Raw genomic sequence first — 13,724 nt, forward strand, 5'->3', positions numbered from 1 at the left:
TCGAGCGGGGATCGCCATGACGCGCGAGGAGAGTTCGCCCGCAACGGGGTTCGCGGGTGTGATCTTCGACGTCGACGGGGTGCTCGTCGACTCACCCCACGAGGTGGCCTGGCGGGAGTCGCTGGCCGAGCTCATGACGGGCCCGTGGCGGCATGCGGCCGAGCGCTCCGCCTGGTCGCCGGGCGCATTCACCTCCCGGGTCTACCGCGAGGTGCTGTCCGGGAAGCCTCGGCATGCGGGTGCGCTGGCCTGCCTCGAATACTTCGAAGTCCCCGACGCGCAGCGGCGTGTGAGCGAGTACGCGGAGCGTAAGCAGGCGATGCTGCTCCGGTTGATCGAGGAGGGCCGGTTCGACGCGTATGCCGACGGGGTGCGATTGGTGATGGCGGTGCGGGGCGCGGGTATTCCCGTCGCGGCGGCGTCGTCCTCGAAGAATGCACACCGATTCCTGCAGGCGATCCGGCTCGGGGATTACGGAGGTGGCGACACAACTTTGCTCGACGTGTTCGACGCGGACCTGTCGGGTCGCGATTTCGCCGAGGGCAAGCCTGATCCGGAAATCTTTCTCACTGCGGCCGCCCAGCTCCGCGTGACCGCGGAGCGGTGTGTGGTGGTCGAGGACGCGGTCAGTGGTGTGCAGGCCGCCAAGGCGGGCGCGATGGTCGCGCTCGGTGTGGCGCGCGCCGGCGACGAGCATGAGTTGGCACATGCGGGTGCGGATCTTGTCGTGACCTCGCTCGATGATGTGGATCGTGACGCGTTCGTCGACGGACGGCTGGCACGGCGCGCACGCTGACTCGGAGGGTTCAGCGGTCGAGTCCGCGCCAGCGCCAGTCGGCGATCTCGGGCATGTCCTCGCCGTGCTTCCGGATGTACTGCCGGTGCCTGATCAGCGTGTTCTTCAGATGTTCGCGCGCGTAGGCGGCCACCGGGAGGAGGCGTTCGACGCGGTCGATGACGTCCAACGCCAGATCGAATCGGTCGATCCTGTTGAGCACACACATGTCGAACGGGGTTGTCGTGGTGCCCTCTTCGATGTATCCGCGCACGTGGATGTTGTCGTGGTTGTGACGGCGGTAGGTGAGCCGGTGGATGAGCCACGGGTATCCGTGGTACGCGAACACGACGGGAGTGTCGGTGGTGAACAGAGCGTCGAAGTCGGCGTCGGGTAGTCCGTGCGGGTGTTCTCGGTCGTCCTGGAGGCGCATCAGGTCCACGACGTTGACCACCCGGATCAGCAGGTCGGGGAACCATTCGTGGAGCATCTCCACTGCGGCGAGGGTTTCCATGGTGGGGACGTCGCCTGCGCAGGCGAGTACCACGTCGGGTTCTGCGTCGCGGTCGGTGCCGGCCCATTCCCAGATCCCGATCCCTTTGGTGCAGTGGACGATGGCGTCGTCGATGGAAAGATACTGCGGCTGAGGTTGTTTCCCTGCGACGATGACGTTGATGTACTGGCGGGTGCGCAGGCAATGGTCGGTGACCGAGAGGAGGGTGTTGGCGTCGGGTGGTAGGTAGACGCGAATCACGTCGGATTTCTTGTTGACGACGTGATCGATGAATCCGGGGTCCTGATGGGAGAATCCGTTGTGGTCCTGACGCCACACATGTGAGGTGAGTAGGTAGTTGAGGGACGGAATGGGGCGACGCCAGTCGATCCGGTTGGTGGTGCGAAGCCATTTGGCGTGCTGGTTCACCATCGAGTCGACGATGTGCACGAACGCCTCGTAACAGGAGAACAATCCGTGTCGTCCGGTCAGCAGGTATCCCTCGAGCCATCCCTGGCAGCTGTGTTCGGACAGAATCTCCATGACCCGGCCGTCCGGTGCGAGGTGATCGTCGGTCGGTAGGATCTCGGCGTTCCAGGTGCGATCAGTTGCGTCGAGGACGTCGTCCAGCCGGTTGGAGTTGTGCTCGTCGGGGGCGACCATGCGGAAGGTTTTCGGGTTGTCGCGCATGACGTCGCGGAGGAAGGTGCCGAGGATTCTTGTGGATTCGGCGACGTCGTGTCCGTGGACCTCGACGGCCACAGCGTGGTCGCGGAAATCGGGTAGTGCGAGATCCCGGATTGCGGGACCGCCGTTGGCGTGTGGATTGGCGCTCATGCGTCGAGGTCCGGCCGGGTTCAGCGTGCGCAGGTCCGGCACGGGTGTTCCGTTGCCATCGAACAGCTCGTCCGGGCGGTAGCTGCGCAGCCAGTGTTCGAGGATATCGCGATGCTCGTCGTCATCGCGAGCCTGCGCGAACGGCACTTGATGTGCCCGCCACGTGCCTTCGATCGGGAGCCCGTCGACCTCCACCGGTCCGGTCCAGCCTTTCGGGGAGCGCAGCACGATCATCGGCCACGACGGTCGATCGCTGCTGCCGGACAGGCGGGCTTGCTGCTGGATGTCGGTGATGCGGTCGAGACAGCGGTCCAGCGCCCCGGCGAAGTGCCGGTGCATGTAGTCGGGATCCTTACCCGAAACGACGATCGGTTCGTGTCCGTATCCGCGAAGGAGCGATTCGAGTTCGTCGTCGCCGATGCGGTCGAGAAGCGTGGGACCGGCGATTTTGTATCCGTTGAGGTGCAGGATGGGAAGTACGGCTCCGTCGCGGCGTGGATCGACGAATTTGTTGGAATGCCAGCTCGCGGCGAGTGGGCCGGTTTCGGCTTCGCCGTCTCCGATGACCGCTGCGACGACGAGATCGGGGTTGTCGAATGCGGCGCCGTACGCATGGGACAGCGAGTACCCGAGTTCGCCTCCCTCGTGGATGGATCCGGGGGTCTCCGGGGCCACGTGACTGGGTATGCCCCCGGGGAACGAGAACTGGGTGAACAGGCGACGCATGCCCGATTCGTCCTGGGAGATGTCGGGGTAGATCTCGCTGTATGTTCCTTCGAGCCAGGCTGCGGCGACCGGCCCGGGCCCGCCGTGGCCGGGCCCCATGATGTAGATCATGTCGAGGTCGCGGGCGAGGATCGCGCGGTTGAGGTGCGCGTAGATGAAGTTCAGCCCCGGGGTGGTGCCCCAGTGTCCGAGAAGGCGCGGTTTGATGTGCTCGGCTCGTAGTGGTTCGCGTAGCAGCGGGTTGCCCATGAGATAGATCTGCCCGACGGACAGGTAGTTGGCGGCCCGCCACCATGCGTCGAGATCGTGGACGTCCCCATCGGTCAGGGTGGTGGGTTCAGTGTCAGGGGTCTGCATCAGGCTCCTCATCGACGACAACCGACCGTGATGTTGTGCTGCACAGCCGGCTCATTCGCGTACCCTCTGCACGAACGGTACCCACCGCACAGGCGTCTCACTCGTCGATCTCGGATTCAGCGGTGGGTCGCCCGTCAGGAGGCCGGCCGGGCCTGCGCGGCGTGGCCGTAGACACGAGGTCGTCGCCGAGGTGGCGCAGCTACGAGGTCCGGTGAGCGACGAGGTCGACACCGGAGTGTGGTTGCTGTCGGGCCGCACCGAGTCGTGGAGCGAGATCTGGCCTCAGGTGCAGACGTTGCAGGTGAGCTGACCCCGGCCTGCCTCCAGACGGCGAGAATGCTCAGAGCCCGAGGCGGGTCACGGCGTTCGCGACCAGGCCGGCGTGCTGACGGCTGTAGAGCGCGACCATGCGTTCGTCGGCGTGCCCGGTCTGGGTCATGATCGTCTGGGTGGTGGCTCCGCCGCGGACGGCCTGGGTGACGAACCCCGCGCGCAGGCTGTGTCCTCCGAGGGTTGCGACGAGTTCGTCGCTGAATCCGGCGCGGCGGGCGCGGCGTTGGATCATCGAATGCACAGATTGCCCGGACAGCGCTCCGGCGCCGAGTGACCCGGTGCGGTGCACCGGGCGGAACAGTGCACGGTTGCCTGTGGGTTTCGTCCCGGTGGATGTCGTCCCTGCGGCGAGGCCCCGGCAGCAATGTTGCATCGGACCTTCATCGCCGTGCTCGAGTAGCGCCGCAACGGCGGGTCTGCCTCCGTCGTCCCAGGTATCGAGGACTTCACGCCAGCGACGATACGCGCACACGGGGCAGGTGTGTGGGTCGTGGCCGTGTGGGAGGGTGACGGTGCGGCCGCGCGCAGTGCGGTCGGTTTTGGACTGGCGCACGGTGACATAGAGGCCGTCGGCACGGTGTGGGACGACGTCGGCGACCGTGAGCGAGGTCAGTTCGGAGCGGCGCAACGCCCCGGCGAGTCCCATGAGTAGTAGGGCGGCGTCGCGGCGTTCGGCGGCACGTTCGGCCCAGCCTGCGGTCGCGGCGTCGGTCCGCATGTGGGTGAGGATAGTGCGGATGTCGTCGGTGAGCAGCGGGGTGCGTCGGGCGGGTGGGGTGGCACGGTCGCGGCGGATTCCCCGGAGGAGTTCGCGGACCGATTCGTGCTGCCCGGGTTTCGGGTATCCGGCCAGGGAGTGCATCTTGTTGATGGTCGAGATCCACCGGGACAGCGTCGACGGTGCGTAGGCATAGCGGCCGTCGGCTCGCACTTCGACCGATTTCTCGGTGACGAACCAGGAGATCTGGTCGGGTGTCGCAGGGAGCGGGGAGTGTCCGGTGCTGTGGCACCAGCGGGTGTAGGTGTCCCAATCGTTCAGCTGCGCCGCACGGGTGTTGTCGGATGCGGCCTTGTCCCGCAACCGGCGCATTGCGTCGGTGATCGTGTCCGGAGGTTGCGGGGTGTGCTGGGCGAGGTCTGCCGGGGTGACGACGTCGGGACCGTGTTCGGTGCTCATCGTCGGTCAGGCCTCGTTGGCGTGTTGGACGCGCAGGTCGCGGGCGAGGTGGTCGCGTTGTTCGACGACGAGGCGGCGCAGTGCACCGGGGGCGTCGGCGTTCGCGGCGAGCCACGCGTCGACCTGGTCGAGGGTGTCCGTGGCGGGAAACAGTCCGAGGACGATGCGGCGGGCGATCTCGATGCTGCGTTCGGACCAGGTGTCTCGCAGGATTGCGAAGTAGTCGCTGTCGTAGGGGCCGGTGAGGTCGCGGCGCGCACCGGCACGGAAGCCACCGATGGTCGCGTCGAGGTGGTCGTTGGTCAGAGCGTGGTCGGCGCAGATCGCCGCCCAGGCGTGGGCTTTGACCTCTGCGCGGGGGCGAGCTGTCATCGCCCGCAGGTGGGCGGTTCGGCCGGTGGCGGTGTCGTCGCGACGCAGTTCGTCGTCGAGGTCGGGCTTGTCGGCGTATCCGGTGGCGGTCAGTGCCGTCCACCAGGCCCATCGCAGATCTGCGTCGAGTGCGAGCCCGGTCGGTGCGGGTGTGGCGCCGTCGAGGATCGCTCGGAGGTCGGCGGCGCGGTGAGCGTCCATGGCGGCGGCAGCGCCGACTGCGCGGGCGAACGCGAGTTGGGTGCCGCTGCCGGGTTCGGCGCTGCCGAGTCCGTGCCACATTGCGTCGAGCCACGCCGCGCGCGCGTCGGGGCGGGCGGCGGCAGGAAGGTAGTGCTCGATGGCGGCGGGCGCGTTGGCGAGGACCGCGGTGAGCAGCGAGAGGTTCGGTTCGTCGGTCGAGAAGCGCCTCGCCATGGCGATGTAGCGGGTGGCGGTGAGTTCGCCGTCGCGGGTTGCGTTCCACAGTGCCGACCAGATAAGGCCGCGGGCGAGGGGATCGCGGACGCGGTCGAGTGAGGATTCGACGGTGTTGAGGGAGCGTTCGTCGAGGCGGATCTTGGCGTAGGTGAGGTCGTCGTCGTTGAGCAGGATCAGGGGTGCCTCGGGTAGGTCGATGGCGGTGTGGGCGTCGTCGATGTCGATCTCGGCGCGGTGGGCGCGGATGAGGTCGCCGGCGGAGTCGTGGTCGTAGCAGCCGACGGCGAGCCGGTGGGGTCGCGGTTCGGTCTGCACGATGTCGTACCGGCCGTCACCGGCCGGTTCGATGGTCAATGTGGAGACACCGGTGGTCTGCAGCCACGCGCGCGCCCATTCGGTGAGGTCGCGGCCGGAGGTGGTGGACAGTTCGCTGAGCAGGTCGTCGAGCGTGGTGTTGCCGTAGGCGTGCGCGCGGAAGTAGCGGCGGGCGCCTTCGAAGAACGCGTCACGGCCGACGTACGCGACGAGTTGTTTGAGGACGCTGGCACCTTTGGCATAGGTGATGCCGTCGAAGTTGAGTTTGGCGGCTTCGAGGTCGACGATGTCGGCGACGATCGGGTGGGTGGTGGGGAGCTGATCCTGCAGGTACGCCCAGGCTTTGCGGCGGTTGGCGAAGGCGACCCAGGCATCGGTGTATTTCGTGGCTTCGGCGCTCACGAGAGAACCCATGTAGTCAGCAAAGGATTCTTTGAGCCACAAGTCGTCCCACCACTTCATGGTGACGAGGTCGCCGAACCACATGTGTGCCATCTCGTGCAGGATCGTATTGGCACGGGCCTGGTACTGGGCTTCGGTGGCGGCGCCGCGGAAGACATAGGCCTCGGTGAAGGTGACACAGCCGGGGTTCTCCATGGCTCCGAGGTTGTATTCGGGGACGAACACCTGGTCGTATTTGCCGAACGGGTACGGGTAGTCGAAGTGTTCGGCGTAGAAGTCGAGGCCTTCGCTGGTGACCTGGAGGATCTCGTCGGCGTCGAGGTGTTCGGAGAGCGAGGCGCGGCACAGCAACCGCAGCGGCACTGTGAGCTCTCCCGTGCTCCATGACGAGTCGATGCGATGGTAAGGCCCGGCGACGATGGCGGTGATGTAGGTGGAGATCGGCAGGGTCGGGGCGAACGTCACGGTCTGGTTGTCGCCGCCCCGCTGGCGGTGGTCGACGGCTTGGTTGGAGATGACCTGCCAGTGTGCGGGTGCGGTGACGACGAACGTGTGCGCGCCCTTGAGGTCGGGTTGTTCGAAGCACGCGAAGACGCGGCGCGCGTCGGCCGGTTCGTATTGGGTGTAGAGGTAGGTTTCGCCGTCGACGGGGTCGAGGAAGCGGTGCAGGCCCTCCCCCGATCGGCTGTAGCGGCCGGTGGCGACGATGGTGACGACGTTGATCTCGCGGAGGCCGCTGACGGTGATCCGTGCGCCGTCGTAGACGACGGGGATCAGGTCACCGTTGACAGTCACGGATTCGACCGAGTCGCCGAGGAAATCGAGCCAGGTCTCCGGTGTGGACGCGGTGAACTCGACGGTGGTCACCGTGGGGAAGCCGGTGCGATCCGGGTCGACGGCGCCGCGCAGGTCGAGTTCGACGTGGTACGAGTGCACGTCGAGAGCGCGGGCGCGCGCGGAGGTTTCGGCTCGGGACAGGTTGGCGGAACTCACGGATTCGATCCTGCCATCCCCGCGCTGGTTTCTGGTCGGCTCGGGTCGGTGTGCGTGTGTCTGCGGGTGCGATGGCGGTTATCGGCGGGTCAGGGTCGTCCAGTCGGGATCGAGGCGACCGAGGAACAGATCCTGCTCGTCGGCAAGCGAGCCGGATAGTGGTAACGACACGAAACGGCACGCGAACTGTAGTCCCGCGTCGGTGTCGGTGCCGCGGACGGTGTGGATCCAGGAGTCGTGGTCGTCCTCGGGGGCGTGGAGGTGAAGGACGTGGGTGTGCCGGGGTTGCCCGGTGATCGGGTGCGGTCGGTGATCGATACCGACCGCCCCGATCACCGGGCAGAGGTCGAGGCCGGTTTCTTCGGTGACCTCACGGAGCACGGCTGTGTGCGGGTCTTCGTCGGCTCGGATGCCTCCGGCGGGGATCTGGGTGCCCGCGTCGGGGATATCGAGGTGGTCGAATACGAGCAGCTCTGGTCCTGCGCGGTGGCGGATCACGTAGGCGGCGACGCGTCTGCGAGGTGTCGGCATCGGCTCAGTATCGAGGTGCCGGCTCCGCCTTGTGTTCCAGGGGCCCTGTGTTCCGGAGGCCTTGCGCGTGTCAGGCGCCGAGGACGTCCGCGAGTGGGGTCGAGGGGCGGCCGGTGAGGCGGCGCAGGTCGTCGCGGTCGGTGTCGAGGACGCCTGCGGCGATTCCGGCATCGGAGTCGGCCAGGATCTGCGCGAACTGCGCCGGCACTCCGGCTCCTTCGAGCATGGTGGCGTATTCCGCCTGCGGTAGGTTTTTGTAGGCGACCTCGGTGCCGAGGACGCGGGAGAGCGCGTCGGCGATGTCGGTGTAGGTGAGGTGCTGGTCGCCGGCGAGTTCGTAGGTGACGCCGTCGTGGCCGTCGGTGGTCAGGACTGCGGCGGCTGCGTCGGCGAAGTCCTTGCGGGCGGCTCCGGCGACGCGTCCGGTGCCGGCTGCGCCGAACAGTGCGCCGGTGGCCTTGGCGGTGTCGACCGCCGATTCGTAGTTCTCCCAGTACCAGCCGTTGCGCAGCAGTGTGTGGGTGATTCCGGACTCGGCGAGCAGTTCTTCGGTGGCCTTGTGCTCGGCGGCGAGCGCCAGAGGGCTGGTGTCGGCGGCGAGGATCGAGGTGTAGGCGATGGATCGGACTCCGGCTGCCTTGGCTGCTTCGATGAGGTTGGTGTGTTGTGGCAGTCGCTGGCCGACCTCGCTACCGGAGATGAGGAGCAGCTTGTCGACGCCGGTGAGGGCCTCGCGGAGTGCAGTGGGATCGGCGTAGTCGGCGGCGCGAACCTGGATACCGGCGGCTGCGAGGTCAGTGGCCTTGGCGGTGTCACGGACGACCGCAACGATGGTGCCGGGGTCGACGCCACGTTCCTGCAGTGCGGCAATGGTCAGACGGCCGAGGTGTCCGGTAGCTCCGGTGACGGCGATGGTCATGTGTGTCTCCTCATGTCGGGTCCGCGCGCAGAGGCGCGCACACTCTCGAGCTTCAACTTCCAGCACTATTTATACGCTTACTTTTCTATAGTGCAATGTTTTCATTAGCGCTTCCCCGAGGTTCGCGAGGTAAAATGGACAGCCATGAGCACCGCCGACCTCCCCGAAGCCAATGTCTTCGCGCGCGACTGCGCATCCCGGCCCGTGCTTCAGAACATCACCGGACGCTGGGGTGCCCTGGTGCTCGCAGCACTGTCCGAGGCGACCCACCGCTTCTCCGAACTGCGCCGCCATGTCGACGGCATCAGTGAGCGGATGCTCTCTCAGACCCTGCAGACCCTCGAGCGCGACGGCCTCGTACACCGAGAGGTCCTCACGACCATCCCCCCGCACGTCGAGTACTCGCTCACAGAGCTGGGACACCGGATCGCCACTCCGCTGCTCACACTCCTGTTCCTCGTGGAAGAGAGCGTGCCCGAGATCCTCGCGGCGCAGATCGAGCACGATCGCACCCACTGAGCGTGCACACGCCGGCCGACAGCACCTCACGCCCCGTACGGCGGAGGCGTGCGGGTGCACGTCACATCCGCCTTGTCACATCCGCTCGGAGAGAATCTCGACGTACCCGTCCGTTCCATCGACGCGGATCCGCTGCCCGTCACGGATCGAGACGGTGGCGCCCGGCACCGCGACCACCGCAGGTAGTCCGTACTCCCTCGCGATCACCGCACCGTGTGTCATCAGTCCACCCACCTCGGTGACCAGACCCGCGATCGTGACGAACAGCGGCGTCCAGCTCGGATCGGTGTAGGCGGTCACCAGGATGTCGCCCGTTTCCAGGTCGGCCTGCCCGATGTCGGAGACCACGCGGGCGCGTCCTTCGACGACCCCTGTGGACACCGCCAGGCCGGGTAACGCACCGGTGGGAAGATCCTCGCGGCGGTACACGCCGGTGACGATCTCACCGTCCGAGGTGAGCACGCGCGGCGGTGTGAGCGTTCGGAACGCACGGAACTCCTCTTCCCGTTCACGGAGGAGTTCGGCGGAGGCGTGTTGTGTGCGCACGACCTCACGGAGTTCGTCGAAGCGCAGATAGAAGATGTCGTCTGCTCGTCGAAGCACCCCGACCTGGACGAGGCGTTCGGCTTCGCCGAGTAGCGCCTGCTTGTAGACGAAGTAGCGAGAGACCATTCCGTACTTCGGATATTCGCGATAGCCCGCGAAGGTGCGGACGCGGTCGATCATCGCTTTGATCTCGCCCGCCTTGCGGGCCCCATCCGGCAGAGCGCGGAGCCGCTCGAGTACCTCGTGTTCCTTCTGCTGCGCCGCGCGCAGACCGTCGTCGAAACGTCGGCGGGCGGCGCCCGGTTCGAAGTTGGCGACGTTGGCGAGAATGGTCGGGACGAGCGCGGTGGGGTGTTCGCGCCAGCGAGGCCTGGTGATGTCGATCTCGCCGACGCAGCGCATCCCGTACTTGTCGAGGTACGAGTCGATGGCGTCGCGGGCCTCTCGTCCGCCGGGGACCGCGGCGAGTGCATCGAAGAAGTGCGCATCGTCGATTCCGGTGTCCTCGACACGGTGAAGGAATGCGACGACTTCGGGACGCGGCCGGATCACGTCGGCCACGTCGAGTAACTCGAGGCCCATTTCGGAGGTGATGTTGTGGGGGACGGATTGGGTGAGGGCGTCGATGGCGTGTCCTTCCCCCAGCCATTCGTCGAGGTGGTCGCGGAGCCAGGTCGCGCCGTCCAAGGAGGCCATGATCGCCTGGTAACTCCTCGGCGCGAACAGGATCCGGCGCAGTTCCTGGATGTCTGCGTCGATGAAGTCGAGGAGAGCGAGCCCGGTTCGGGTTCGGATGTCGCGGGCCAACGCCGAGGTGGAGGCTTCACTGTCTGCGATCAGTTCGATGACGAGCGTGTCGTCGGTCTCGATCGACGCGGGTGGGGCAGCGGGAGCCGGTGTCCCGTCGGAGAGTGCATCCGGGTGGGTCCGGACGAAGCCGCGCTCGACGAGGGTGCGCAGTGCGTCGCCGACAAGTGGTTCGGAGCTGCCGAGCGCCGCCACCAGGCCTGCGCTCGCCCTGGGCGATGCCAATCTCTCGGTGACGTCGACGAACAGCCGGCCTCCCGCGTCGCGCATGGGTGCTGTGCTCGTCATCTGCCATACGGACAACCCGAGCGGTTTCATGGCGTCGGTCATCATCTGCTGGTGGCCGACCGAGACGTACACGCGGTTGGCGTCGTCGGCGGCTTCAGGGATCGGGAACAGGGTGGTGATGGGCCGGCTCTGGACGACCAGGAACTCGTCGTCGGAAAGACACCATTCGATGTCCTGGGGGCGTCCGAAGTGGGCTTCGATGTCGCGGCCGAGTTGCGCGAGGCACACTGCCTGCGCATCGGTCAGCACCGGCCGGGTCTGCTGCTCCGGTTCGAGGGTGCAGATTTTCGTTCCGCCTGCCGGATCGGCCTCGACCGCGAGCTCTTTTCTCGCCACGGCCCTGTTCGTGACGTCCCCGTCGCGCACTGTGTAGACGTCTGCGTTGACGAGTCCGGAGACCAAGGCCTCACCGAATCCGAATCCGGCGTCGATGGAGACCACGGTGCGATCGGAGGTGACGGGGTCGGCGGTGAACAGGATCCCGGAGGCCTGCGGAAACGCCATGCGCTGCACGACGACCGCCATGTGGATCGTGCGGTGATCGAAACCGTTGCGTAGCCGGTAGGTGACGGAGCGGTCGGTGAACAACGACGCCCAGCACCGGCTGACGTGCCGGAGGATCTCCTGTGCACCGATGACGTTGAGGTAGGTGTCCTGCTGACCGGCGAACGAGGCGTTCGGCAGGTCCTCGGCGGTCGCGCTCGAGCGCACGGCATACGCGCCGCGTTCGCCGAGGCCAGCGTGCGCGCCGACGATCGCCGCCGCTACTTCGTCGGGGATCGTGCACTCTTCGATCGCGCGACGAATCTCGGCGCTCGAGATTATGATCTGCTCGCGGTCGTTCTCGTCCAGCCCCGAGAGCCGGTCGATCAGCGCCTCTACCCGGGGTGCTTCGGCGAAGACCCGACGAAAGGCATCCGTCGTCACGCAGAAGCCTTCCGGAACCTGTGCGCCGGCGAGACGTGCCAATTCGCCGAGGTTCGCGCCTTTACCTCCGACCTGTGCAATATCGGTACGGTCGATCTCGTCGAAGTCCAGCACGTAACCCATTCGCTGCTCCTCACCTGTGGTGTCGGCATGTGAGAGGCGAGTATGGACCAATTATCGGGGTCTCATGAGCGGCACCGATCGTGTATAACGTGAAAGGGGGACGGGGAATTCTCAGGCAGTCGGTCCGATCTGGACAATCCTCAACAGTTGGTGCTCGATCCGACGGTTGGCGTCCGATATTCCGATACACCTGCAGTCATTACCGGCACCTATTGTCCGGGGCGCACGGATCGTGGTGCTCGCAGTCGGTCGACGATGACGCCGCGGGCAGCTCGTCCTTCCGGTGTGGGAGTGAGCGGGTAGACGTGCAGAAGCCCGTCTCCTTCGTGATAGTCGACGTCGACGCCTGCCGCCATCGCCTTCTCGACGAGCAGGCCGGTATCGGGATAGATGATATCGCGGGTGCCGATGAACACGGTGAGTGGTCCGAGGCCGTGTAGATCGGCGGCGAGGGGGCTGACCCACGGGTGGTCGAGGGCGAGGTCGCGGCGCCAGTGGTCGATGAACACGCGGGTGCCCTCCCGGGCGAGCCACGGATCGGTGGGTTGGACGAGGTCGATCTCGGGGTTGGACAGAGACAGATCGAGAGCCCCCGAGATGAGCACCGTACGTGGCAGCAACAGCGCGTGCTCGTCGCGCAGGGCGATCGCGGCCGAGAGCGCGATCTGCCCGCCCGCGGAGTCGCCGGCCATGCGCACGGTGCCGTACAGATCATGGTTGGCCCGGACGAGTTCGGCGATCGCGGGAACAACCTCACCGGCGGTACCGAACGGCACCAGCGGGTAGATCGGCACGGTGACGGTCGTCTGCGCTTCCGCTGCAATCTGCGACGCGAGATGCCAATGCTGCGAAACGATTTCGTTTACCCATCCCCCACCGTGGACGTAGACGGTATTGCCGTGCGGCTCGCCCGCGGCGGGGACGATCGTGTAGATCGGCCACTGTCCACTCCGGTCGAGCGTCACGGTCACGTCACGGCGCAAGCGGGCCGGCGGCCCGTAGGTGCGCGGACGGAGCGACACTTCCTTCAGATGGGCGCGTGCGGTGGCCGGATCGAGGTAGTTGCGATTTCGGCGCATCGCCTTGATCACTGCGGGCAACAGACGACTCGGCACACTCGGCAACGTGTTCCTCCAGTATTCGACGGTGCAACCGCGCTCGACGGTCGGATCCCCGCTCTGCGTCGTGCCCACTGTAGATACCGAACCCATCCGGCGACCGCTACCGGTAGTCAGCGGGGCTCAGGTGGTGGCGCACGCGGGCGCCGGCGCATCCTCGGACAACGGCGCCCCGATCGGCGTGAGATACACGACGTCGAGGACCACCGGCACTGTGCCGACATTGCGGCCGACGTGCACGTGGTCGGCTCCCGCAGGTTCGTCGATCACATCTCCTGTGTCGTAGACCACCGGCACGCAATCTGCTCCGGGATGGGTGAGCGTTCCCGCCCGGACGATGCCGAGGACGGGCCCGTCGTGGTAGTGCCACCCCGTGGTTCCACCCGGATCGATGGTGATCTCCCGCGCCACCGCGTGCACGCCGGCGGGGACGAACGGCAGAAGATTCGGTGGAATCTCGATGTCCACCCATGTCACGCCCGAGATTCCCTGGCTCGGCGTGGCGTGGGCCCACCCGGGCACCGCCACGGACCCAGCGATCACGATCGCCGCGAGCACACCACGCATGGGTCGCCTCATGGCCTCCGACGTTACCGCCCGCGCAACCTGCACCGGGGCCGAACGCGCACGCCGGTCGCCGACACGGACCGCGGGTGATGCGGGCCCGAGGCCGTGGTCCGCCTACCCTGTCACAGTGAACGAAACAGGTCGATCCCACGTCGGAGCGGTCGAGGACCCGCTGGTGC

General features: G+C 66.6%; 10 protein-coding genes. 2 read left to right on the top strand and 8 right to left on the bottom strand.

Annotated features, from left to right (window positions below; all coding sequences use genetic code 11):
- Positions 1-16: 16 nt before the first annotated feature.
- Positions 17-796, top strand: coding sequence for an HAD family hydrolase (locus tag Q7514_RS00435; RefSeq protein WP_330131312.1), 780 nt, complete (start codon positions 17-19; stop codon positions 794-796).
- Between the two features lie 10 nt (positions 797-806).
- On the opposite strand, the gene Q7514_RS00440 is transcribed toward Q7514_RS00435, so the two are convergent.
- The 5 genes from Q7514_RS00440 to Q7514_RS00460 form a co-directional block, all read right to left on the bottom strand.
- The gene (locus Q7514_RS00440; RefSeq protein ID WP_330131313.1) at positions 807-3,188 is read right to left on the bottom strand and encodes a phosphoketolase family protein; all 2,382 of its coding nucleotides are present in this window, start codon (positions 3,186-3,188) and stop codon (positions 807-809) included.
- 340 nt (positions 3,189-3,528) lie between these two features.
- Positions 3,529-4,698, bottom strand: a complete 1,170-nt coding sequence (locus Q7514_RS00445) for a site-specific integrase (protein WP_330131314.1) — start codon at positions 4,696-4,698, stop codon at positions 3,529-3,531.
- A gap of 6 nt (positions 4,699-4,704) precedes the next feature.
- Positions 4,705-7,200: an aminopeptidase N gene (gene pepN / locus Q7514_RS00450; RefSeq protein ID WP_330131315.1), complete on the bottom strand. Its 2,496-nt coding sequence runs from the start codon at positions 7,198-7,200 to the stop codon at positions 4,705-4,707.
- 78 nt (positions 7,201-7,278) lie between these two features.
- The gene (locus Q7514_RS00455; protein WP_330131316.1) at positions 7,279-7,731 is read right to left on the bottom strand and encodes an NUDIX domain-containing protein; all 453 of its coding nucleotides are present in this window, start codon (positions 7,729-7,731) and stop codon (positions 7,279-7,281) included.
- Positions 7,732-7,801: 70 nt separating this feature from the next.
- Entirely contained in the window at positions 7,802-8,650 is an 849-nt protein-coding gene (locus tag Q7514_RS00460) for an SDR family oxidoreductase (RefSeq protein WP_330131317.1), read from the bottom strand.
- Between the two features lie 144 nt (positions 8,651-8,794).
- On the opposite strand from Q7514_RS00460, the gene Q7514_RS00465 reads away from it, so the two are divergent.
- A complete protein-coding gene (locus Q7514_RS00465; RefSeq protein WP_330131318.1) occupies positions 8,795-9,169 on the top strand; it encodes a winged helix-turn-helix transcriptional regulator in 375 nt (124 codons plus the stop codon).
- 75 nt (positions 9,170-9,244) lie between these two features.
- On the opposite strand, the gene rph is transcribed toward Q7514_RS00465, so the two are convergent.
- From rph to Q7514_RS00480, 3 genes are all read right to left on the bottom strand, one after another.
- The gene (gene rph / locus Q7514_RS00470; protein ID WP_330131319.1) at positions 9,245-11,860 is read right to left on the bottom strand and encodes a rifamycin-inactivating phosphotransferase; all 2,616 of its coding nucleotides are present in this window, start codon (positions 11,858-11,860) and stop codon (positions 9,245-9,247) included.
- Between the two features lie 209 nt (positions 11,861-12,069).
- Complete coding sequence (locus Q7514_RS00475; RefSeq protein ID WP_330131320.1) at positions 12,070-13,053, bottom strand: alpha/beta hydrolase; 984 nt, start codon at positions 13,051-13,053, stop codon at positions 12,070-12,072.
- Positions 13,054-13,101: 48 nt separating this feature from the next.
- The gene (locus Q7514_RS00480) at positions 13,102-13,557 is read right to left on the bottom strand and encodes a cupin domain-containing protein (RefSeq protein ID WP_408016007.1); all 456 of its coding nucleotides are present in this window, start codon (positions 13,555-13,557) and stop codon (positions 13,102-13,104) included.
- Positions 13,558-13,724: the final 167 nt, after the last annotated feature.

This window comes from Rhodococcus artemisiae (genome assembly GCF_036327795.1).
Taxonomy (GTDB): Bacteria; Actinomycetota; Actinomycetes; order Mycobacteriales; family Mycobacteriaceae; genus Rhodococcus; species Rhodococcus artemisiae.

Excerpts from the sequence above, each read along its gene's own strand:
- Q7514_RS00435 (WP_330131312.1), top strand. The coding sequence starts at position 17 with ATGACGCGCGAGGAGAGTTCGCCCGCAACGGGGTTCGCGGGTGTGATC.
- Q7514_RS00440 (WP_330131313.1), bottom strand. The coding sequence starts at position 3,188 with ATGCAGACCCCTGACACTGAACCCACCACCCTGACCGATGGGGACGTC.
- Q7514_RS00445 (WP_330131314.1), bottom strand. The coding sequence starts at position 4,698 with ATGAGCACCGAACACGGTCCCGACGTCGTCACCCCGGCAGACCTCGCC.
- Q7514_RS00455 (WP_330131316.1), bottom strand. The coding sequence starts at position 7,731 with ATGCCGACACCTCGCAGACGCGTCGCCGCCTACGTGATCCGCCACCGC.
- Q7514_RS00460 (WP_330131317.1), bottom strand. The coding sequence starts at position 8,650 with ATGACCATCGCCGTCACCGGAGCTACCGGACACCTCGGCCGTCTGACC.
- Q7514_RS00465 (WP_330131318.1), top strand. The coding sequence starts at position 8,795 with ATGAGCACCGCCGACCTCCCCGAAGCCAATGTCTTCGCGCGCGACTGC.
- rph (WP_330131319.1), bottom strand. The coding sequence starts at position 11,860 with ATGGGTTACGTGCTGGACTTCGACGAGATCGACCGTACCGATATTGCA.
- Q7514_RS00480 (WP_408016007.1), bottom strand. The coding sequence starts at position 13,557 with ATGAGGCGACCCATGCGTGGTGTGCTCGCGGCGATCGTGATCGCTGGG.